This is a genomic window from Flavobacterium dankookense, from assembly GCF_004362665.1.
Classification (GTDB): Bacteria; Bacteroidota; Bacteroidia; order Flavobacteriales; family Flavobacteriaceae; genus Flavobacterium; species Flavobacterium dankookense.
Genome location: NZ_SNXR01000012.1, coordinates 403,621 through 426,251 on the forward strand (window position 1 = coordinate 403,621; position 22,631 = coordinate 426,251).

The 22,631-nt window shown below is 33.8% G+C and carries 9 protein-coding genes; 2 read left to right on the plus strand and 7 right to left on the minus strand.

Translation table 11 applies throughout. The features are described 5' to 3' along the window. Positions 1–12 precede the first annotated feature (12 nt). From ileS to gdhA, 6 genes are all read right to left on the minus strand, one after another. Positions 13–3,414 (minus strand): isoleucine--tRNA ligase, encoded by a 3,402-nt coding sequence (ileS, locus tag BC748_RS05895; RefSeq protein WP_133532539.1) that lies wholly within the window; start codon positions 3,412–3,414, stop codon positions 13–15. Between the two features lie 189 nt (positions 3,415–3,603). Beyond that, positions 3,604–5,544, minus strand: coding sequence for a DUF3857 domain-containing protein (locus tag BC748_RS05900; protein ID WP_133532540.1), 1,941 nt, complete (start codon positions 5,542–5,544; stop codon positions 3,604–3,606). Further along, positions 5,541–7,424, minus strand: coding sequence for a DUF3857 domain-containing protein (locus BC748_RS05905; RefSeq protein WP_133532541.1), 1,884 nt, complete (start codon positions 7,422–7,424; stop codon positions 5,541–5,543). Before BC748_RS05905 ends, BC748_RS05900 begins: the two co-directional genes overlap by 4 nt. 72 nt (positions 7,425–7,496) lie before the next feature. Continuing rightward, positions 7,497–8,210 carry a DNA repair protein RecO gene (gene recO / locus BC748_RS05910; RefSeq protein ID WP_133532542.1) on the minus strand — a complete coding sequence of 238 codons (714 nt, stop codon included), beginning with the start codon at positions 8,208–8,210 and terminating at the stop codon, positions 7,497–7,499. 27 nt (positions 8,211–8,237) lie between these two features. Beyond that, entirely contained in the window at positions 8,238–10,532 is a 2,295-nt protein-coding gene (gene porZ / locus BC748_RS05915) for a type IX secretion system anionic LPS delivery protein PorZ (protein ID WP_133532543.1), read from the minus strand. A gap of 117 nt (positions 10,533–10,649) precedes the next feature. Further along, on the minus strand, positions 10,650–11,993 hold the full coding sequence (gdhA, locus tag BC748_RS05920; RefSeq protein ID WP_133532544.1) for an NADP-specific glutamate dehydrogenase: 1,344 nt from the start codon (positions 11,991–11,993) through the stop codon (positions 10,650–10,652). 204 nt (positions 11,994–12,197) lie between these two features. Here gdhA and BC748_RS05925 point away from each other — a divergent pair, with 204 nt between their 5' ends. Next, on the plus strand, positions 12,198–12,986 hold the full coding sequence (locus tag BC748_RS05925; protein ID WP_133532545.1) for a THC0290_0291 family protein: 789 nt from the start codon (positions 12,198–12,200) through the stop codon (positions 12,984–12,986). A gap of 3 nt (positions 12,987–12,989) precedes the next feature. On the opposite strand, the gene hflX is transcribed toward BC748_RS05925, so the two are convergent. Then, positions 12,990–14,210 (minus strand): GTPase HflX, encoded by a 1,221-nt coding sequence (hflX, locus tag BC748_RS05930; RefSeq protein ID WP_133532546.1) that lies wholly within the window; start codon positions 14,208–14,210, stop codon positions 12,990–12,992. Between the two features lie 162 nt (positions 14,211–14,372). Here hflX and BC748_RS05935 point away from each other — a divergent pair, with 162 nt between their 5' ends. Then, on the plus strand, positions 14,373–22,625 hold the full coding sequence (locus BC748_RS05935; protein WP_133532547.1) for a choice-of-anchor J domain-containing protein: 8,253 nt from the start codon (positions 14,373–14,375) through the stop codon (positions 22,623–22,625). Positions 22,626–22,631: the final 6 nt, after the last annotated feature.

Here is a 22,631-nt window from a genome sequence, read left to right on the forward strand (position 1 = left end):
AATCGTTCGTAATTATTTAGAAATTAATATTCTTGTTTTTATCTCGTCGAATTCTATTTCAGAACCATTTGTCACTTCATTTTCTAAAACCAAAGTTTCAGTTAATGTCTCCGATTTGATATAGTTTTCGTTTTCTTTTATTGCTACAGCTAAACTATCTGTATGTTGTAATTGTACTTTAATTTTATCCGTTACTTCAAAACCACTGTCTTTTCTAAGGTTTTGAATTCTATTGACTAATTCTCTTGCAATTCCTTCGTTTTTCAAAGCTGGCGTTAGTGTAATGTCTAGTGCAACTGTTATGCCATTTGCATTGGCTACCAACCAACCCGGAATATCTTGTGAGGAAATCTCAACGTCTTCGGTTGTTAAAATTATACTTTTTCCTGAAATAACAAGCACTAGCATACCTTTAGCTTCTAGTTCCGCAATTTGTTCGGGTTTGAAATTTTGTATTTCTTTGGAAATCAATCCCATATCTTTACCAAAACGAGGTCCAAGTGTCTTGAAATTAGGCTTGATTTGCTTTACTAAAACACCCGATGCATCGTCTAAAAGTTCAATTTCTTTCACGTTTACTTCGGCTTTTATCAGGTCAGAAACCGCTTCGATTTCAGTTCGTTGATTCTCGTCAAGTATTGGTATCATTATCTTTTGCAATGGTTGACGTACCTTTATCATTTCCTTTTTTCGGAGCGATAAAACAAGTGATGAAACTGTCTGTGCTTTCATCATTTTGCTTTCAAGTGATTTATCAACAAAGTTTTCAACCGAATTTGGAAATTTCGCCAAATGTACAGACTCAAATTCCTCTGAATGTGTTGCCTGCGTTAAATCTCTGTAAAGTTTGTCCATGAAAAATGGAGCGATTGGCGCAGATAATTTTGCAACGTTTAACAAACAAGTATAAAGTGTTTGGTATGCTGCAATTTTATCGGTTCCGTATTCGCCTTTCCAAAAACGACGTCGACACAAACGAACATACCAGTTACTTAAATTTTCTTGAACAAAATCAGAAATGGCTCTTGCAGCTTTAGTTGGCTCATAATCGGCATAAGCTTCATCAACTGTTTTTATCAATGTATGCAATTCCGATAAAATCCAACGATCGATTTCTGGTCTTTCGTTTAATGGAATTTCAGCTTCTGCGTATTTGAATCCGTCGATGTTTGCATATAAACTAAAGAACGAATAGGTGTTATAAAGCGTTCCGAAGAATTTACGACGCACTTCGGCTACACCTTCAATATCAAATTTTAAATTGTCCCAAGGATTCGCATTGGCAATCATGTACCAACGCGTCGCATCCGGACCGTATTCTGCCAAGGTCGTAAACGGATCTACGGCGTTGCCTAAACGCTTGGACATTTTTTGTCCGTTTTTGTCTAAAACCAATCCGTTTGAAACTACATTTTTATAGGCAATTTTATCAAAAACTAAAGTTCCGATGGCGTGTAAAGTATAGAACCAACCACGCGTTTGGTCAACACCTTCTGCAATAAAATCGGCTGGAAAATCTTTGTTTTCGTCAATTTTATCTTTATTTTCAAATGGATAATGCCATTGTGCATAAGGCATTGCGCCCGAATCGAACCAAACATCGATTAAATCACTTTCGCGTTTCATTGGTTTTCCTGAGGCAGAAACTAACGTGATTGCATCGACTACATTTTTATGCAAATCAACTAAATTGTAGTTTTCCTCGCTCATGTTTCCAACCACAAAACCTTTGAACGGATTTTCTTTTTGGAAACCAGCTTCGATTGATTTTTCAATTTCTGAATACAATTCTTCTACTGAACCAATTAGTATTTCTTCGGTTTTGTCTTCGGTTCTCCAAATTGGCAAAGGAATTCCCCAATATCTTGAACGCGATAAATTCCAATCGTTAGCATTTTTTAACCAATTTCCGAAACGTCCTTCACCTGTAGCTTTTGGCTTCCAGTTGATGGTTTCGTTAAGGTCGAACATTCTTTCTTTAACATCAGTTACTTTGATGAACCAAGAATCTAACGGATAATATAAAAGTGGTTCGTCTGTTCTCCAACTGTGCGGATAACTGTGAACGTATTTTTCTACTTTAAAGGCTTTATTTTCTTCTTTTAATTGGATGGCAATTTCTACATCTGCAGAACGTTCTGGAGCAGTTCCAGCATCGTAATACTCGTTTTTAACGTATTTACCTGATAGATTACCCAAACCTTGAATGAATTTCCCTTGTAAATCTACTAAAGGAACAGGATTTCCATTTTCGTCAAGAACCAACATTGGCGGCACTTCTGGCGTTGCTTCTTTCGCAACTTTAGCATCATCAGCACCAAAAGTTGGCGCTGTATGAACAATTCCGGTTCCGTCTTCTGTCGTTACGAAATCTCCTGAAATTACTCGGAAAGCATTTTCTGGATTTTGATAAGGTAAAACAAATTGCATTAGTTGTTCGTAGCGAATTCCGACTAAATCTTTTCCTTTAAATTCGGTTAAAATTTTAAATGGAATTACTTTGTCGCCAGCTTTATAATTTTCAAAATCAGATGAATTTTCGCTCGCAACAAATCCTTTTCCAAATTGTTTTCCAACTAAATTTTTAGCTAAAATAACTTTTACAGGTTCGAAAGTGTATTGATTGAAAGTTTCCACCAAAACATAATCGATTTTTGGTCCAACTGTTAACGCAGTATTTGAAGGCAATGTCCAAGGTGTTGTCGTCCAAGCCAAGATATGAATCGTTCCAAAACCTTGAAGAAAACTTGGTAATGTTTCGTTTTTAGTTTTGAATTGCGCCACAACCGTTGTATCCGTGACATCTCTGTAACTTCCTGGTTGGTTTACTTCGTGAGACGATAATCCTGTTCCAGCTTTTGGAGAATATGGTTGGATGGTGTAGCCTTTGTATAGTAAATCTTTGTTGTAAATTTGTTTTAAAAGCCACCAAACGCTTTCCATATATTTGGATTTGTAAGTTACATATGGATCTTCCATATCAACCCAATAACCCATTTTTTCGGTTAGATCGTTCCAGACGTCGGTGTAACGCATTACGGTTTTTTTACACGCTTCGTTGTATTCTTCGATAGAAATAGTTTTTCCGATATCTTCTTTGGTAATTCCTAATTCTTTCTCAGTACCTAGTTCTACTGGTAAACCGTGTGTATCCCAACCTGCTTTTCGTTTTACTTGAAAACCTTTTTGAGTTTTATAACGACAAAAAATGTCTTTGATTGCACGCGCCATTACGTGGTGAATTCCAGGCAAACCGTTTGCACTTGGTGGACCTTCAAAAAACACATATGGCGTTGCGCCTTCACGTGAAGTTACAGATTGTTCAAAGACGTTATTTTTTTTCCAAAAATCAAGAACTTCTGACGCTACAGTTGGCAGGTCAAGTCCTTTGTATTCAGTAAACTTAGTACTCATTTTTATCGTTTTCTTTAATCAGTTTGCGAAAGTAATCAATTTTGATAAAAGAGAATAGAAAATAGATAAAAGAGAATAGACTTTTGACAAATATTTAGAAAGAATTATGATTTTTTATCTTTTTACGAAAAAACTTCTTTTAAAACGTTTAATGATTTAGGTTTTTAAAATTAAAAATTTTCTTTTGCGTTATTTTGATATAACAACTGAAGATTTATAAAAATCAAATGCAGTGTTTATTAAATCACGGTATTCGTTATATCTTTCTTTTTCCAAGTGTGTGAAATTATAAAATTCTTCGATTGAGATTTTTAAAATGTTTCCTTCGATTGTGGCAATTGAATTAAAATCGGCAATCACTTCTTTGTTTTCATTGTCTTTTAATTGCTTACTAAAAACTAAATTATCAACATTTTTTATTGTATATCCATTTGGAATATTGAGTGTTATAGTGTGAAGGTATTTCTTTGGATAATATAAATCAACTGCATATTTTCGTTCGGTTTCTTGATATAAATCTGTTTGCTTTCCGAGCACTTTACCTATTGAAAATAGGTAGTTTTTGCCTGCATTTTCAATCCATGATTCTTTTATTTGAACTTGAGTGTCAAAAGTGAAGGGTTTGGTATTGTCATAATTAAATTCATATTCTTTATTTGAAATTGTATAATTTTTGATGTCAACATTAATATCCTGAAATACATTTTCTTTGATGTAATCTTTCAATTTATCTTCTGAAATATATTTCATATAATATCTTGAATAATAGGAGCGATATCCTGTTGTTTCCATTTTTTTGTTAACGTTAACAGTTTCCATATCTTCATCGATAGTGATATTGCTATTGGTTTTTACAAGATTTTCATCGACAGTTGGGCTATCGATTGTGACGAAATCATAATAAACATTTTTATTGTTTTTACCCTCTGTTCGAAACATTACGGCGCTATTGTTAATACAAACATTACTAGGTGGACCATAAGGCATCCAATAGTCGAAAGGAGTCAGACGTTTATTGGTTTCAGGTATAAAAATCATGATTTCTGAGAGTGTTTGTGGAACCACGTGTACTTCGTCAAAATGATCTTCAAATTTATTAGTAGATGCAATTAGTTTGTATTTTATGTTAAGGTAATCAAGCACATCTTTATACAAATTCAAAACCATTTTAGGAGTTATTTTTTTGTCTTCAAAGATTTTTTTATAACTAGGTTGGTAGTCTATTTCAAGATTATTTTTTATGTAAATATCCATTTTTTTCAATCTTTCATCAAGTGGTATTGAACTATCATCCAACTTTAAATCTGAAATAAATTTCTTTACCATAGTTTTGGCATTTGTTCCATCGGCGTAATAATTTAAATCGCGAAAAAAGTCTTGAAAATCATAACTTATTGTTCGTGTATAGTAGTAAACTTTAGCCAGATTTGCGTAATTTGTTGCATTTGTTTCAAACTTATAAGCGGGTAGGTTTTTTACATAAAAAATTTTATTTTTATTGGTTGAAGCTTCGGTCATGCCATTATATCCGTAGGCATAAGTGAAAGTGTTTGGAATTTCATTAATTTGAAATTTACCCTCTATTACAGGGATTGTTCTCTGAAAATATTCTACTCCTGATAGTTCAGGAAAGTCTTTAATTACATAAAAGTATTCAATAATATCACCTTTTTCAACACCTTCAAAAACAAATTGGCGTTCGTCAGAGTTTTCTTTTTCTATTATTCTTTCCTTGGGAAGTTCTTCTATTGTTCCATTTTCTTTGATTACTCTTGCTCTTAAATCTCGATAATCACGAACATATTTTTTATCAATAGAAACCTTGTTAAAATTATTCACACCTTCGTTAGAAAGGATTTTAATGGCACTGTGTTTTACAACAAACCCTTTGTAAGTATAATATCCGACACGGTTTTCATAAAAACGGTAATCTTTTAAAACAACTGCTGGATAATTTTCAAACTCTTTTGGAATTTCATTAAATTTTGGAACTGTTTCCCATTCATAATTCTTTACTTCTTCGACTTGTGAAAAAGCAAAAAATTGGGTAAGTATAAACAATAAAATAAAATTTTTTTTATTCAAACAAATGGAATTGTTTGTGTTTTGTTTGAGAATAGTTGATTTCATATTTTGGTGAGAATAATGTTTTGATTATATTGTTTTGTCATGCTTTTTATGGCTGCATTCCAATTGGCAAAATTGTTTTTTTCCAATAGTAATTTATTCAACATTAATTTTTGTGACACTATTATTTTATTGTTTTTTAGTGTATAGTTAACATTAACATCAAGCAATTCGTTTGAAAAAACATAATTTTCTGGCAAGAATTCCGTTTTATAGTCATTTGGTAAAGTTATTTCATATTCGAAATTATATGATTTTTTAAAATCAAATTCCAAAGGGACTTTTCTTTTTTCTTCATCAATCCGTTCATTTGAAAATGGAAAAAATAAAATAGGTTTAAAAATAATTTGATTGTCAATCTGTTTTGTCCATTTTTCAAGCTCAAAATTATGTTTTATTTCCAATGGGTTTTGTGACAAGTCATCGTTTTTAATTTTAATATTGGAGGTAGTTAAATTTTCAATAAAACGAGAAAGGTATTCCTTTAGTACTTCATCTTTATGAAGTGCAGATTTATAAGTACTTAAAAAGTGCGTTTTATTATAACCTTTCAATTTAAATTCTGCTTCACCTATTAATTTATTATTTTCAATACGGTATTGGATTAAACCACTATGTTGGTTGTCTTCGGGAAGAGTTATAGGAACTGAAATTATTTTATAATTATTTGCATCTATTTTTAATAAAGCTTGTTTACCTTGAATAAATGGAGTAAACGAGGGGAAAGTGGTAAACTGACCTGTTGCATCGAGGAAAATATATTTTTCATCAACTTTAGCTACTGCTATCATATGATTATCAACTATTGGTGTTGGGACTGCTTCATAAGTATAATTGTTATGCCGTGTTCCAATCCATGCTATATAGGATTCGATATTGGCATAATGCAACATTTCGTTCAGCAAATTGGCCATGTCTTTGCAATCGCCATATTTTTTTTGAAAAACATCGGCAGCTTCTCTTGGAACAAAACCGCCCATTCCGTCTTCAAATGCTACGTAATGAATTTTGGTTTGGACAAAATCAAAAATCGCTTTAACTTTTTCTGAACTAGATGTAAGTCCTTTAATCAATGATTCGGTTTCCTTTTTTAGAGCTGTTTGATCTGTTTTGTTGATGTCTTTGACTGTTTGATAATAGTATTTATACAAATTGTCAATAGAACCTAACACTTCTTCCTTGCCTAAACTAGTAGTATAATTTTTGATGTAAAAAATTAAATGGGGTAAAAAGTAGGATGGATTTGGCGCATCTTCAAAGTAGTCAACTTTAGTACTGTTAAGTAATTGCCAAGTATAAATGGTATAATCGCCTTCTTTTATTGATGAAAACTGAATAAAATCAGTATCATCTCCTTGAAGAATATAACCTATTTCAACTTTGTTAGACACTTTTAGAGTTACTTTAGAGTCTTTACAATCTAAATTGTCTTTAAAATAGTAAGTGTCCAACAGTTGTGGCACTTTAAAAGTTTTTCTATATGAAGAATAGGTTTGTGAACCTTCTTTTAAATTTGGGAATGAATAATATTTAAATTTCATATCATGATAGAAAATTTCGTCTATTTGGCGATCTTCTGTTCCGATGTACTTAACTTTTTCTTTTTTATTTTCTGGTGAAATGCTGTAGGCTTCGATATCGCTTATTTCTTCAAATGAACTTGTATAATCTATTCGGTTTTGCTTTATAAAAATATTGTCTTTGTCACCTACCCATTTTCGTTCTTCTGAAAATAAGGTTATAACTAGTTTTTCACTTTTTAGGTCAACAATATAATTATCTGTTTTGCTGATGATATATGATTTTGGTTTTGTATTTTGTCCTATTCCGACAAAACAGGTTAAGAGGAAAACGAAAATCTTTAATTTATTAAGTAAAGTCATTTTTTGGCTATAATTGGAAATAAATTTCTTAGAATAGTGCGAAATAACATAAAAATTATGAAAAAATACTCTTTAAGCAAAAACTTCTTTTAAAACGTCTAAAGATTTAGGTTTTTTGAATCCATCAAGGTGAATGGTATAATAATCTAAAATAATTTTCAGAAGAATTTGGCGTTCAATTCCAGCAAAGACTTTTTGATTGCTGTCGAATTTTAGATCAATGAGTTTTTTGAATAAATGGGTTTCATGTTGGGTAAGACAACTTGTTCCTAAAATAGGGGAGAAAATTCCATCTTTCATTTCGAAATGATTGTTTTCGATTTCAGAGACATCGGGATAAAAACCCAAAAATTTTGTTATTTCTAAAAGTAAAATCAAGTGGAAATTGGAGGTTTCCTCATGTGTGTCTAGCCAAAGCAAAGCGGTTTCTAGAAAGGTAAATAAACTTTCGTTTTTTTCTTCTTCTTGAATGCTGTGATGTAACATTTCGGATAGAAAAATAACGATAGTGCTTTTAATAACATCGGTGTTTATAGTTTGATATACCGTTGCAAGCTTAATTTCTTTGAAATGTTCTAAAGTTCCTTTGTTTTTGTGAATGGCTTCGATTTCAAGAATAGTTAATGGTTGAAAATAGCCGATTTTTTGGGATGATTTTTTGTTGGAAAAAGCACTTTGCACAAAATAACTTTTTAATCCATCCGATTGGGTAAAACATTTTACAATCAAGCTTTTTTCTTGATAACGAAGCGATGAAATAACGATGGCTTTAGTTTTTACCAACATTGGAATTTGGGATTTTCGCGTTGGATATTATCTGACGATCATTACTTTTTTAACAGTAGTTTCGGAACCATCTTCGGCAGAAATAAAAATCATATAAACTCCTGAAGCGACTTTGTATTTGCCAAAAGCTGTTGTATCCCATTCTATTGTTCCGCCTTCTGAAGTGGTTTCGTGAACTAGATTTCCTTCGATGTCGGTTATCTTTATTGTTGCTTTTGATATTAATCCAGCAATTTTAACAGTTCCAACAAATTCTGGGCGAACAGGATTTGGATATACATAAACGTTTTTTAAATCATCAGCTGGTTTTGTTGATGTTCCTTGAAAGGAAATCATTCCTCTATCGGTAGCAAAAAACACTTCGCCTGTTGTTGGATTAATAGCTATTTCGTTTACAGAATTACTTGGTAAAGGTGAATTGTCTGTAGTGAAATGATAAATTGTTTCTTGTCCGTTTGGAGAAAATAAAAAAACACCTGAGTCTGCTGTTCCAATCCATTTTCTATTAGATCCATCAACTTCGATATCGGTAACAAATTGTTCGAATAATAATTCTTGACCAATATCGCCGTCTTGAATAACAATTCGGTTAGTATTTATTTGACCTTCATTGTTGTAACTACTTATGCTTGAAAGTACACGCAAACCCTTAGATGTTCCAATCCAAACTTGATTTCGATTGTCAATTGCCAGTGCTCTTACATCTTTTGCTGGCAAATTGCCTTCATCAACGCCTTCGGTTATTTTTTTAAAGACATTGTTATTTTCGTTAAAAGCAATTAGTCCATTTTGTGAAGAACCGATCCATTTAGTTCCATTTCTGTCGATAACAATTCTGCTGTAATCGTTTGCTCCAACTGCAGCAAGAATACTTTCCATATTGTAGGATTGCCATTGGCCATTTGCTCGCAAAACTTTTAACCCATTGTTAATACGGCTATTGGTTATCCATAAGTTATTTGATCGGTCAAAAGCGCTTGGGCCAATTCTTATATTTTCTAACGAGCCAGAAACTATAGATTCTAAGCTACTGTTTGCTGATTGATATAATGTAGTAGGAATATCATTTTCAATTTTTATTAATCCATTGTTGTAGGAACTAATATAGGTTTCGTTTTCATTATTTGGATTTATTGTAGCTCGTGTTAGTGCTTTAGCATCAAGCATTTCAGAATATGGAATATTTAACCAACCATCAGACTCAGAAAATTTGCTTACTCCAAATTGTGATAGTGAAAATCCTATGTATAGATAGGGATTGAATTCAATGTTATAACCGCCATAAACTGCCCATAAATTTGTTGATGAGCTGCTGATTGAAAACATTCTGTTTTTCGATGGACCATCGGGCATAATATATTCAAAACTTGCTGGAGATTCAATTGTTGAAGTTAGAATTCCGTTTTCGTTTGTTCCAATGTAGATTGTATTGTTTATGACTGTTGCACAAGTAAATGTTATTGTTTGGTCTGTGATTTGTGATGATTGAATATGCGCTAATTGATTGAAGCTTGTATTGTAAACATAAACATCATTCAAAGTAGTAATCATTAATTTATCATTATAAGTTCTAATTTCTATGTTGACCTGGTTTAAATTAACAATTTCTTCAAAAAAAGAACCATTATATTTGTAAACTCTATTGTTTAAGTTAGAGCCAACTAATTGATTATTGTAGGTTACTAATCCATTCCAAAAGCCAGCATCAAATGTTTGCCATTGATTGAAATCATTTAAGTTTGGATTTGTTAATGCTGCTCTTTTAATTCCGTTGAAAACAGTTACTGCATAAATTTCATTATTGAGAACAGCAGTCTGGTAAATTTTTATTTCAGTTCCATTTGGACCAATAAAATAGGTATCACCAAAATTTAATGTGTCAATATTATATTGAACAATTCCAAAATCACAAGAAATATAAATTATCCCTTCATGTTCCATGAAATGATTAATTCGTTTTATATTTGGAGGTATGGATTTATTAATGATGTCAACTACATTAGTAACACTTCCATCAATGTCGTTCACAACAATTAGTAATCCATTTTCATAACCAATGATTGTTTTTTTGAAAGTGTTACTATGATGAATAGCTGTTATTGTTTGTCCTGAAAGGCCATCAATTGTATTTGTGGTTTTAATGGTATTCGAAAGAATGTTTTTTGAAAATAATGCGTTTTCACCAGCTCCAATAATTCTATCAGTTGCTTCTGTAATGTCTTTTATCTGATTGTATGAAAAATATCCTTTCCAATTAAGATTTGATTGTGCAAATCCAAATTGAAGAATAAAAATTAAAAAAAGGAATACTTGTTTTTTCATCACAAAAATTATTTACAAATATAGTATAAACGTAAAAAACTCTGTTTTAATATAAATTAAAAAAAAATGCCTTCTTTTTGAGAAGGCAAATTTTGGTTTTGGTTGGTTTTTAATATATTAGACAATTCCTTGAGCAAGCATTGCGTCAGCTACTTTTACAAATCCTGCTATGTTTGCACCTTTAACGTAGTCAACATAACCATTTGCATCCGTACCATATTTTACACAAGCCGCGTGAATATTTGCCATAATTGCTTTTAATCTTTCGTCAACTTCTTCTGAAGTCCAACTTAAGCGTAATGAATTTTGAGACATTTCTAAACCAGATGTTGCAACACCACCAGCATTTGAAGCTTTTCCTGGTGCAAATAAAATTTTTGCATTTAAGAATGCCGTTACAGCTTCTGGAGTTGAAGGCATGTTTGCACCCTCAGCCACACAAATACATCCGTTTGCAATTAATATTTTTGCTTCTTCTTCGTTCAATTCGTTTTGAGTTGCACATGGTAACGCTACATCACATTTTACTTCCCAAGGACGTTTTCCTGCAACGAATTTAGCGTTTGGATATTTTGTTACATAATCTGAAATTCTTCCATAGTTTACGTTTTTAATTTCCATTACATAAGCTAATTTTTCAGCATCAATTCCGTCAGCATCATAAATATATCCAGATGAATCAGACATTGTTACAACTTTTCCGCCTAATTGGGTTGCTTTTTGAGTTGCATATTGCGCTACGTTTCCTGAACCTGAAACGACAACTGTTTTCCCAGTAAAGCTATCGCCTTTAGTAGCCAACATGCTTTGAGCAAAGTACACATCGCCATATCCAGTTGCTTCTGGACGAATTAATGAACCTCCAAAAGTGATTCCTTTCCCAGTTAAAACTCCCGTAAATTCGTTTCGTAATCTTTTGTATTGACCAAACATGTAGCCAACTTCTCTTCCTCCAACACCAATATCTCCAGCAGGAACATCAGTGTCAGCACCAATGTGTTTAGAAAGTTCCGTCATAAATGATTGACAAAATCTCATGATTTCAATATCTGATTTTCCTTTTGGGTCAAAATCTGCTCCACCTTTTCCTCCACCCATTGGCAAAGTAGTTAATGAATTTTTAAAAGTTTGTTCGAAAGCTAAGAATTTTAAGATACTTAGGTTTACAGATGGATGAAAACGAATTCCTCCTTTGTAAGGACCAATCGCAGAGTTCATTTGAATTCTGTATCCTCTGTTTACTTGAGTATTTCCAGCATCATCAATCCATGTTACTCTAAACATGATTACTCTTTCTGGTTCTACCATTCTTTCCAAAAGCATTTTGTTTTGGTATTTTGTATTTTGTTCGATAAAAGGAATAACCGTTTCAGCAACTTCCTTTACTGCTTGCATGAATTCTGGTTCGTTAGCATTTCTTTTAGCTACAGCTTCTAAAAAGGCATCAATACTGTGTGACATAAAAATAATTTTTTGTTTAAGAAAACGATTTCGTTAAGTGGGGCAAATATACATTTTATTGAAATATCGGGTTGTTTTTTTGAAAAATTATTTTAGGAATTTGAATAAGAATGGATTAAATTGGATTTTAGTGCAACTTATCGCTTTTTTTTTTTACAACTGAATGATGTTTTTATATATTTGTCGAGAATTGAATTAATAGTTATGCAAAAGCCCAAATATTTTAGTCTACTATTTTTATGTCTTTTAGTTTTTACTACAAGCGTTAATGCACAGTTTGGTTTCTCACATGAGGTTGGAGTTATCGCCGGTCCAGTTGCTTTTCAATCGGATTATGGTGTTCGTGGAGACTTTGAAACAAATTCAGGTAATACAGGTTATGGTATTGGATTGATACACTATCTTAACTTCTCTTATAAAGCAGAGTGTAATTGTTATACACCAGAAACTTACTTTAATGATCACTTTAAATTGAGAAGTGAGTTGTCTTATAACAAAACGGAGTTACAACATTTTGGTAAATGGGTTGATAAAAGCAGAACTTCACAAATTGCTAATCAATTGAGAGGAATGCGTGGAAGTACTTCGGTTACTAACATTGGGATGCAATTAGAATATTTTCCTTTAAGTATTAGAGATTTTACTGCAACTATTGGTTCTTGGGCACCATTTGTTAGTTTGGGTGGTCAGTTTAGTTTTTATGATCCAGAAGCATATTCAACTCTTGGTGAATTAGATACACCATTAACTACTCCAGTCAAATATTTAGGAGCAACTACAAATCAAGGAGGAACAGTTTGGTCTATTGTTTCAAGTGTTGGAACTCGATACAAATTAACTGAACTTTCCGATTTAATGGTTGATTTACGAGTTCAATATTATTTCTCCAACTGGGTTGATGGTCTAAATCCCGATCCAAAAGTATATACAGAGAACAAAGCCAATGACTGGAATGTTTGGTTTAATGTTGGATATATTTATTATCTACAATAGGATTTAATCCTCAACAGCATCTTTATAATCTGGATATAGGAACTTATTGTAAGGGAATCTTGTTACATGGATTTCTCTTATTGAAGTGTATATTTTTTCTCTAAATTCTTCAAAGTTATCTTTATTGGTTGCCGAAATGAACAAAGCATTTTCAGCTCCAACATTGTTCATCCATGTTGTTTTCCATTCTTCTAGACTATAATGTTTGGTTGTTTTTTCGGTTATTAAATCATCCTCATCAATAGTTAGATGTTTATAAGCATCAATTTTATTGAAAACCATCAATGTTGGTTTGTCATTACTCTTTATGTCTTGAAGAATTTGATTAACCGATTGAATATGATCTTCAAAATCAGGATGAGAAATATCTACAACGTGTAATAATAAGTCGGCTTCTCTAACTTCGTCAAGCGTACTTTTAAACGATTCGATAAGCTGGGTTGGCAATTTTCTAATGAAACCTACAGTGTCTGAAAGTAAAAAAGGTAGATTTTTGACAACAACTTTTCTAACGGTTGTGTCTAAGGTTGCAAATAATTTATTTTCAACAAAAACATCACTTTTACTAATCACATTCATTAAAGTAGATTTACCTACATTGGTATATCCTACTAAGGCAACTCTAACCATTGCGCCACGATTTCCACGTTGAACAGACATTTGCTTGTCGATAGTTTTTATTTTTTCTTTCAAAAGAGCAATTCTATCACGAACAATACGTCGATCAGTTTCAATCTCTGTTTCTCCAGGTCCACGAAGTCCAATTCCTCCTTTTTGTCTTTCAAGGTGAGTCCACATTCCTGAAAGACGAGGTAATAAATATTGACATTGTGCTAATTCAACTTGAGTTCTTGCATAAGACGTTTCAGCTCTTTGTGCGAAAATATCCAATATAAGATTAGTTCTGTCTAAGACTTTACAATCTAAAATCTTAGAAATATTTTTTTGTTGCGATGGAGACAACTCATCATCAAAAATGACAGTTGAAATATTTTTATCTTTAACGAACGCATGTATTTCTTCCATTTTTCCAGTTCCAAGAAATGTTTTTGGATTTGGTCGTTCTAATTTTTGTGAAAAACGCTTAACAACTTCTCCGCCAGCGGTAAAAGTCAAAAATTCAAGTTCATCAAGATACTCAACCAATTTCTCTTCCGATTGATTTTGAGTTATAATTCCAACAAGTACCGTTTTTTCAAAAGCGGCATTTACTTTTTCTAACATAGTTAAATTTTATCTTGCAAAGGTAACTATAAAAGGAGTTAACCTATTTTTTAAAGAATGTTTTTCGTTAAAAATTAAATTTTTGTTATTAATTTCATAAAATTTTCTAAATTTGGAACTCAAAAACCAAAAAATATTAATCAAACAACTAAATTTTCATTTATGAAAAAAATTACACTATTGCTGTTGAGTTTGTTTTTTTCAATAGTTGGCTACGCACAATTTACGCCAACTGTTGAAGGATTTGAAGACACAACAGGACCAGATCCACTTCCTGGTACGAACTGGACACTTAGTACAGGAAATTGGACTGTGTTCACTTTAGGAACAACAGACGCTTCAACCCGTTGGGAGACTATAACTGGTGCTGCAAATGTTAATTCAGGAACAAGAGCCGCTAGATCTAACAGAGGTAATGTTGGGCAAAACGGAACTTTTAAAAATTTCTTAGTTTCGCCACTTGTAAATATGCCGTCTAACGCTGAATTGCATTTTTGGACACGATTATTTCAAGCTGCAAATCAAAACACAGTATTTAGGATAATGATTGCGCCAGAAGGTGCTGATCTATCCTCTGAAAGTTCTTATACAACTGTTCAACAATGGACTGAACTTGATTTGCTTGCAGGCAATTTTAATATTTACGCCGAAAAAGTAGTTGGTTTGTCAGGTTTTGCTCCATCAGGAGCTGATATTCATATTGCTTTCGTTATGGAAGATACTCAAGAAAATCCCGCAGCTAATAGTGATAGATGGTTAATTGATGATGTTAGTGTTGTGGCACAATGTCCTGCGCCAACATTAGCAAGTTTAGCTGTAAGTAGTATTACACAAACTTCTGCTAATTTAAATTGGGATAATCCTAGTGGTGCAACTTCTTGGGAAATTGAAATAATTCCTGCAGCTGCTAATCCAACAGGAACAGGAATTGTTTATAATGGTATTCTACCTTATCTTGCCACAGCAACACAACCTGCAGGTGTAGCTTTTACACCTACTACAGCATATAAGTATTACGTCAGAGCCATATGTTCTGGTGGACCAAATAGTGCTTGGATTGGACCTAAAGAATTTTCAACAACACGACCTGGTTTGAGCTGTGATGCTCCTATTCAGGTTCCGTTACCATTACTATATACTACAACTGATAATACAACAAATTATGCTGATAATAATGATGTTTCTCAGCCAGCAGGATGTGTTGCTGGAAACACGAATTATATGGCAGGTAATGAGGTTTATTATTCTTATATAGCACCAGCCAATGGAACTATAAGCGTTACAATGACACCAAATGCTGCAAACTCTAGTTTGTTTGTTTATCAAGGTTGTGCAAACTTAGCTGTTGCTTGCGTTGGAGGAGTTGCCAATGATACTGCAGCAGTAAGAAGCTTACCAAATATTCCTGTTGTAGCAGGACAACAATATATTATTGTATTATCATCTAGTGCTGCGACACAAACTTATGGATATACTTTAGTAATTCAAGATGTGAATTGTGCTCAACCAGCAGCACCTACTGTTTCTGGAATTACGCAAACAAGTGCTAACGTAAGTTGGCCAGCTGGAGCAGCTACTTCTTGGGAAGTAGTTTGGCAACCTGCTGGTGGACCAATACCATCTGGTTCTGGAACACAAACTAATGTTAACACAAACTTCCCTGTTACACCTTTAACTGCAAATACTTCTTATGATTTCTACGTAAGAGCTGATTGTGGTAATGGAACTGATTTTAGTGCATGGACTGGACCAATCAACATAAGAACATTGTGTGACGCATTCCCAGTTCCTTTTCAAGAAGGTTTCAATTCAACTTCTACTACTGAAGGATGTTGGACTATCTTGAATGTAAACGGAGATGATGATTCATGGAGTACTAACGATACTTTTGATCCATTTGAAGGTGATCAATCCGCTTCAATAAATACTGAAGGCGGAACAACAGGAACTAATGACGATTGGTTAATATCTCCACAAATTAACTTAACAGGAAATCAACGTTTAAAATTCCGTTATAGAGTTCGTTCCGATTTTGAACCAAATGATTTTAGAGTAATGTTATCAACTAGTGGAACAACTCCTGCAAGTTTCACTACAGTTTTGGTTCCTTTGACATCTTACAGTAATGAAAACTACATAGAGAAGGTTGTTAATTTAACAGGTTTTAATCAACCTTCAAATATTGCTTTTCATGTTCCTGCTGGAGGTTTAGATGGTTGGATTTTATATATTGATAATTTTATTATAGAAGATTTACCAACTTGTCCTGAGCCAACGGATTTAGTTACACAAACAGTTTTATCAACAAGTGCTACAATTTCTTGGACAAATGGAAATGCTGAAACAGCATGGCAAATTATAAGAGTACCATGTGGTGATCCTGCGCCAACAGCCACTACAGTTGGTACAGATATTTTTACTAATCCATATACTTTAGAAGGATTAGACCCAATAACATGTTATGATGTATATGTAAGAGCGGTTTGTTCAGCATCGGATTCAAGTCCTTGGTCAAACGTCTTAAGCTTTACTACTCAAGTAGCACCACCAGTGTGTGGTGGTACATTTACCGATCCGGGTGGTGCAGCTGCTCAATATGATGACGAAGAAGATTCAACAGTTACAGTTTGTGCTCCTGCTGGACAAATATTGACTGTAACTTTTTCTTCTTTTAATACAGAAGCCACATATGATGGTTTATATGTTTATGATGGAAATTCAATTACTTCGCAACAAATTTCAAGTGCTAATGGCGCTGGAAATGGGCCATTAACTCAGCCAGGTGCTTTTTGGGGAACTACAATCCCTGGGCCTTTTACTTCTTCAACTGCTGGTGGATGTTTAACTTTTAGATTTTTGACTGATACGTCAGCAACAAGAGATGGATGGGTAGCCAATGTTAATTGTGCAAATTGTAGAACTCCAAATCAGCTAATAACACCTAGCATTACATCGAATTCTATTACTCTAGGCTGGAATCAATTACCAAATGGTGATACAACCACTTCAACAGAATGGCAATTATTAGTCCTTCCATGTGGTTCGCCAGCACCACAAGCAAATGCTACAGGTTTTATAGATAATATAACTACTAATTCTTATCCTATTCTAAATTTAGATCCAAATACTTGTTACGATTTGTATGTAAGAGCGGTTTGTTCTGATACGGACTTTAGTGCATGGGCAGGAATTACAAATATAAGAACGCTATGTGTTCCATTCCCAATACCTTTCCAAGAAGGATTTGATACGGGTTCAATATCAGAAGATTGTTGGACTGTGTTAGATTTGAATAATGACGGTAATACATGGGATTTAGATGATACTTTTGCACCTTACGATGGAAATCAAGCTGCCAATTTAAATACCGAATTCGGGACAACTGGTTCAAATAATGATTGGTTAATCTCTCCAAAAATTGAAGGTTTAAATGGTAATCAGCGTTTACGTTACAGATATAGAGTTCGCTCTGATTTTGAACCAAATGACTTTAGAGTTATGCTTTCTACAACAGGTGTAAACCCTGCGGATTTCACACAAACTCTAGTTCCTTTGGCTAGTTATGACAACGAGGAATATTTAGAAAATATAGTTCAGCTAACGAATATTAGCGGTAGCATTCATGTTGCGTTTCATGTTCCTGCTGGAGGTTTAGACGGATGGGAAGTATTAATAGACAAAGTTATTGTTGAGTCCAATCCAACTTGTATTGAGCCAAATACATTAACTGCTGTAACAACAGCAACATCTGCATTGCTTGGTTGGAATGATATAAATGTTCCAACTGCAACGCAATGGGAAGTTTTAATTCTACCTGCTGGTTCTCCAGAACCACTTCCAAGTTTACCGGTTAATCCAGCTAATATTGTAAATATTAATCCAGCGCCATTCAGTGGTTTAGCATCAAGTACAGAATTTGTTTATTTTGTTAGAGCTATTTGTTCAGATACCGATAGAAGTGCTTGGTCATCAGGGTTTACATTTAGTACTAAACCAGCTAATGATGAGTGTATAGATGCTATTTTTGTACCTGTAAATTCAGGTGCAGATTGTGATAACCTTGTTTCTGGTGTTGTAACTGGAGCATCTGCGTCAGTTGGCGCACCTGCAATAGTTGCACCGTGTGTTGGAACTCCAGATGACGACGTATGGTTCCAATTTATTGCAACAAACCCTTTCTTAAATTTCTCTTTACAAAATGTTCAAGGTAATAATGATGATTTAAATTTTGCGCTTTACTCGGGTAGTTGTGGTGCTTTAACGCAAGTTACATGTGGTGATCCATTTGAATTATCAGACGTATTTAATGGTTTAGTTGTTGGAGATTTATACTATATTAGAGTTTATTCTACAGCCAATACACCTCAAACTATTTCATTTGATTTGTGTATTTCTACACCATCAACTTGTGCAACTGCTTCTACTGTATGTAATATTACTTATGCTAATACAACAGGAGTTGAAGATATAGCTATTAATGAGATCGGGTGTTTATTTACAGCTCCAAACCCAACTTTCTTTACTATTCAGGTATTGACTTCGGGACCAATTAATTATTTATTGAAACAAGCTTCCACGTTAGAACTTTTGAATAGCCCTGACCTAGATGATTTAGACTTAGATGTTGATTATGCTGCTTGGGGTCCATTTACATCACAAGATGTTGCTTGTTCTAATATAGTTTTAGCTAATGGAGATTATCTAGATCCAGGAATTGGTGTTCCAGTAACTTTAACTACAGGTTGTAGTTACTCTTTTGAAGAGTTTGAAATTTTGAATATTGCAAATGCACAAGCGGGTCAATTTTATATTATTGTAATAACCAATTTTGAGAACGCACCAGGTTTTATCTCTTTAACGCAAACGAATGCCGGAGCTCCGGGTGCTGGAACAACTTTTTGTTGTAATGATGCAAATTTTGAATATGATGCTGATGAGTACTGTAAAAATGCATCAACTGCTAATCCTGTAGTAACTATTGAACCTAACTCTGTAGCTGGAACTTTTACATCATTCCCACCAGGATTAGTTTTTGTAGATAATACAACTGGGGAAGTTGACTTACAAGCTAGTGCGCCAGGTTATTATCAAATAACAAACACACTTCCTACTTCAACGCAGTGTCCTAATGTTCAACCACAATTCGATTTTATAAGAATTACTGAACCAGTTTCGGCTACTATCGAGTATCAGGTTACTGAAGTTTGTGATAATCAAACAGCAACTATACCTGTTACTATTACAGGTGCTACTGGTGGAACATTTTCAGTATTACCAAATGGAGGTTTGTTTATTAATACAGAAAACGGAACAATTACGCCAAGTTCTAGTGCACCTGGAATTTATACTATATCGTATAACTTAACTTCAAATGCTCCTTGTCCTCCACCAGCTGGTGCAACATGGACTATGGAAATAAAAGCTACTCCAGAAGTAGTTTCACCTGGTAATCAGATTGTTTGTGGAAGTTATACTTTACCTTCAATTACAGTTGGAAATTACTACACTGCTGCAAATGGTGGTGGAACAATGTTAAATGGTGGTGATGTCATTACGCAAGAAGGAACACAAACTATATATATTTATGCTGATAATGATGGTTGTACAGATGAAAAATCATTTACTTTAACTATTAATCCTGAGGTTGTTGTTGATGAAATTGATGACTTAGGTGTTTGTGCTCCGTTTGAGTTACAACCTTTAACTAGTGGTAATTATTTCTCTGGACCAAATGGAACTGGTACAGCATATAATGCAGGTGATATTATCCCAGTTTCAGCAACTCCAGTTACTTTATATGTGTATGCTTCAAATGCAACTTGTAGTGACCAAGATCAATTCACTATAACTTTTGGTGGATTGGTTGTTACTGCCCCTGAGAGTTTATCAGTTTGTAATACATATACTTTAGAAACGCCAACTTTAGGCAACTATTTTACACAAGCTGGCGGTTTAGGAACACAAATTACTACACCTTTAACTATAACAGAAACTCAGACATTTTATTTATATGCAAATGAATCTGGATGTATAGGTGAGGATAGTTTTACTGTAACAATAAATACAGTTCCTACTGCAGAAGTACAAGTTACTCAGCCTACATGCGCTGTTCAATCAGGTACAATTGTGGTTACTTCTCCAACTGGAACTGCTGGAACTTTACCAACTGATTTATTTATTTCTGAGGTAACAGATTCTAATGCAGGTTCTTTATCTTACATAGAAATATATAATGGTACAGGAAGTGCTAAAAACTTAGCAGATTATAAAATTTCAATTTACAATAACGGAAACAACTTTATTTCTACTAATTGTGAGATGACATTATCAGGTACATTAAATAATAATGATGTATTTGTTCTAGCCGTTGGTGATGTTCAAAATCAAGGAGGAGTTGTTCCAGATTTGGTTGTAGCTAACTGTTTAGGATTTAATAACAATGATAACGTTAGATTAACTACAGTGAGTAATACATTAGTTGATTTGTGGGGAAGAACAGACGGTGAAATATTCACACCAAATAATCAAGCCGGTTATACATACGCAAGAATTCCTTCTGCAACTGTTCCAAAAACAACTTGGGATGCAGCTGATTGGACAACTCTTGATCCAGAGGATTATACCAATGTTGGTCAGTATACTTATACTCCACTTGGTGGTTCAAGTTACCAATATAGTTTAGATGGTGGAACATATCAAACAGGCGTGACTTTTGTGGGAGTTGCTCCGGGTAATCACACAATAACTGTTCAAGATATGACAACTGGATGTTTCTCAGTACCGTTTGATGTGGTTGTAGATCCAATTCCATTAGCTTCTTCTGATACTCGTTTTGTATATCCAACTCCAGTATGTAAAATTGCTACAACAAATCCAAGTCCTATCCCAGTAGATGCTTCAACATTTACAATCAATGGTTTATACTCAGAAGACACAACAATTTCAACAGGATTAACAATAAATGCTACTACTGGTGTTATTGATTTGGCAAATTCAACTGTTGGAGAACATACTGTTAAATATGAAGTTTTAGAGGACTTAGCTAATTGTATTGCTTCTAGTAGTTTCTCTTTTGTAATAACTATTAATGCTGCAACTGCTCCAGATGTAAGATTTAGTTATCCAACTCCAGTTTGTAAAATTGCAACAACTAATCCTGCGCCAAGTTCTGTAGACTCTGCTACTTTCATCTCCGGTGGAACTTACTCTGAAGATACAACAGTTTCAACAGGATTAACAATAAATGCTACAACTGGTGTAATCGATTTAGCAAATTCAACAGTAGGACAACACACCGTTAAGTATGAAGTAGTACAAAATCCTTCAACATGTCAAGATAGTGGTAGCTTCTCATTTGTTATTACAATTAATGCACCAACAGCACCGGTTCTGAACTTTGGATATAGCAATGCTGTACCAACAACAGTTTGTGCAAATAGAGTTGAAAGCTTAAACCCAATTAATGACTTTGGATTTGTACTTGGTGGAACTTATACGGTTACTCCTCCAACAGGTTTAGTAATTTCTTCAACAGGAGTTATTTCGCTAAACGGTGTTTCAACACCTGGAACTTATGACATTGTTTATTCTGTAGAAATTAATCCAGGAAATTGTCAAACGGCTGGTTCGTCGCCAACGGTTAGAGTAGTAATTAGTCCAACTATCAATCTTGTTGCTGATTTTAGTTATTCTCCATCTTCGGTTTGCCCTGATGCTACAATTCAGTCGCCTGAGTATGGTGCTTTAACTACAACTGGTGGAACATTTACTGCTTCGCCAACAGGATTAGCAATTGGTTTAAATACAGGAGATATCAATGTTGAAAATTCAACACCAGGAAATTATACAGTAACCTATCAAGTAAGTGGTACTGGAGCCTGTGAAGTTGGTGATACAGATACTGCTACATTTGTTATTGCTAGTCCATTTAATGTATTAGCTACTGGACAATGTGAAGGTGCAAGCTATCTGTTAACTGCAAGTCCAGTTGAAGGTTCTTTTGATCCAACTGCTGTTACCTATTCTTGGGAAGATAGTACAGGTTTAGTGGTTGGTTCAACTCAAACAATAATAGCTCCAAAAGCTGAAACTTATACAGTAACAGTTACTTCAAATGGTTGTTCAAATACAGCTGATGTTATAGTTGAAACAATTGCTTGTGTGATACAAAAAGGTATATCGCCTAATGGTGATAACGAAAATGATGCATTTGAACTTACAGGTTTAGATGTAAAAAAACTTGAGATTTTTAATAGATATGGTATGAAAGTTTATACAAAAAACAATTATACCAATCAATGGGTTGGACAGTCTGACAATGGTGATGAATTGCCTGATGGAACCTATTATTATGTTATAGAACGTAACAATGGTGAAAACAAAACAGGATGGATTTACATCAACAGAGAACAATAATCAGAT

Excerpts from the sequence above, each read along its gene's own strand:
- hflX (WP_133532546.1), bottom strand. The coding sequence starts at position 14,210 with ATGTTAGAAAAAGTAAATGCCGCTTTTGAAAAAACGGTACTTGTTGGA.
- ileS (WP_133532539.1), bottom strand. The coding sequence starts at position 3,414 with ATGAGTACTAAGTTTACTGAATACAAAGGACTTGACCTGCCAACTGTA.
- recO (WP_133532542.1), bottom strand. The coding sequence starts at position 8,210 with ATGTTGGTAAAAACTAAAGCCATCGTTATTTCATCGCTTCGTTATCAA.
- gdhA (WP_133532544.1), bottom strand. The coding sequence starts at position 11,993 with ATGTCACACAGTATTGATGCCTTTTTAGAAGCTGTAGCTAAAAGAAAT.
- BC748_RS05900 (WP_133532540.1), bottom strand. The coding sequence starts at position 5,544 with ATGAAATCAACTATTCTCAAACAAAACACAAACAATTCCATTTGTTTG.
- porZ (WP_133532543.1), bottom strand. The coding sequence starts at position 10,532 with ATGAAAAAACAAGTATTCCTTTTTTTAATTTTTATTCTTCAATTTGGA.
- BC748_RS05935 (WP_133532547.1), top strand. The coding sequence starts at position 14,373 with ATGAAAAAAATTACACTATTGCTGTTGAGTTTGTTTTTTTCAATAGTT.
- BC748_RS05905 (WP_133532541.1), bottom strand. The coding sequence starts at position 7,424 with ATGACTTTACTTAATAAATTAAAGATTTTCGTTTTCCTCTTAACCTGT.
- BC748_RS05925 (WP_133532545.1), top strand. The coding sequence starts at position 12,198 with ATGCAAAAGCCCAAATATTTTAGTCTACTATTTTTATGTCTTTTAGTT.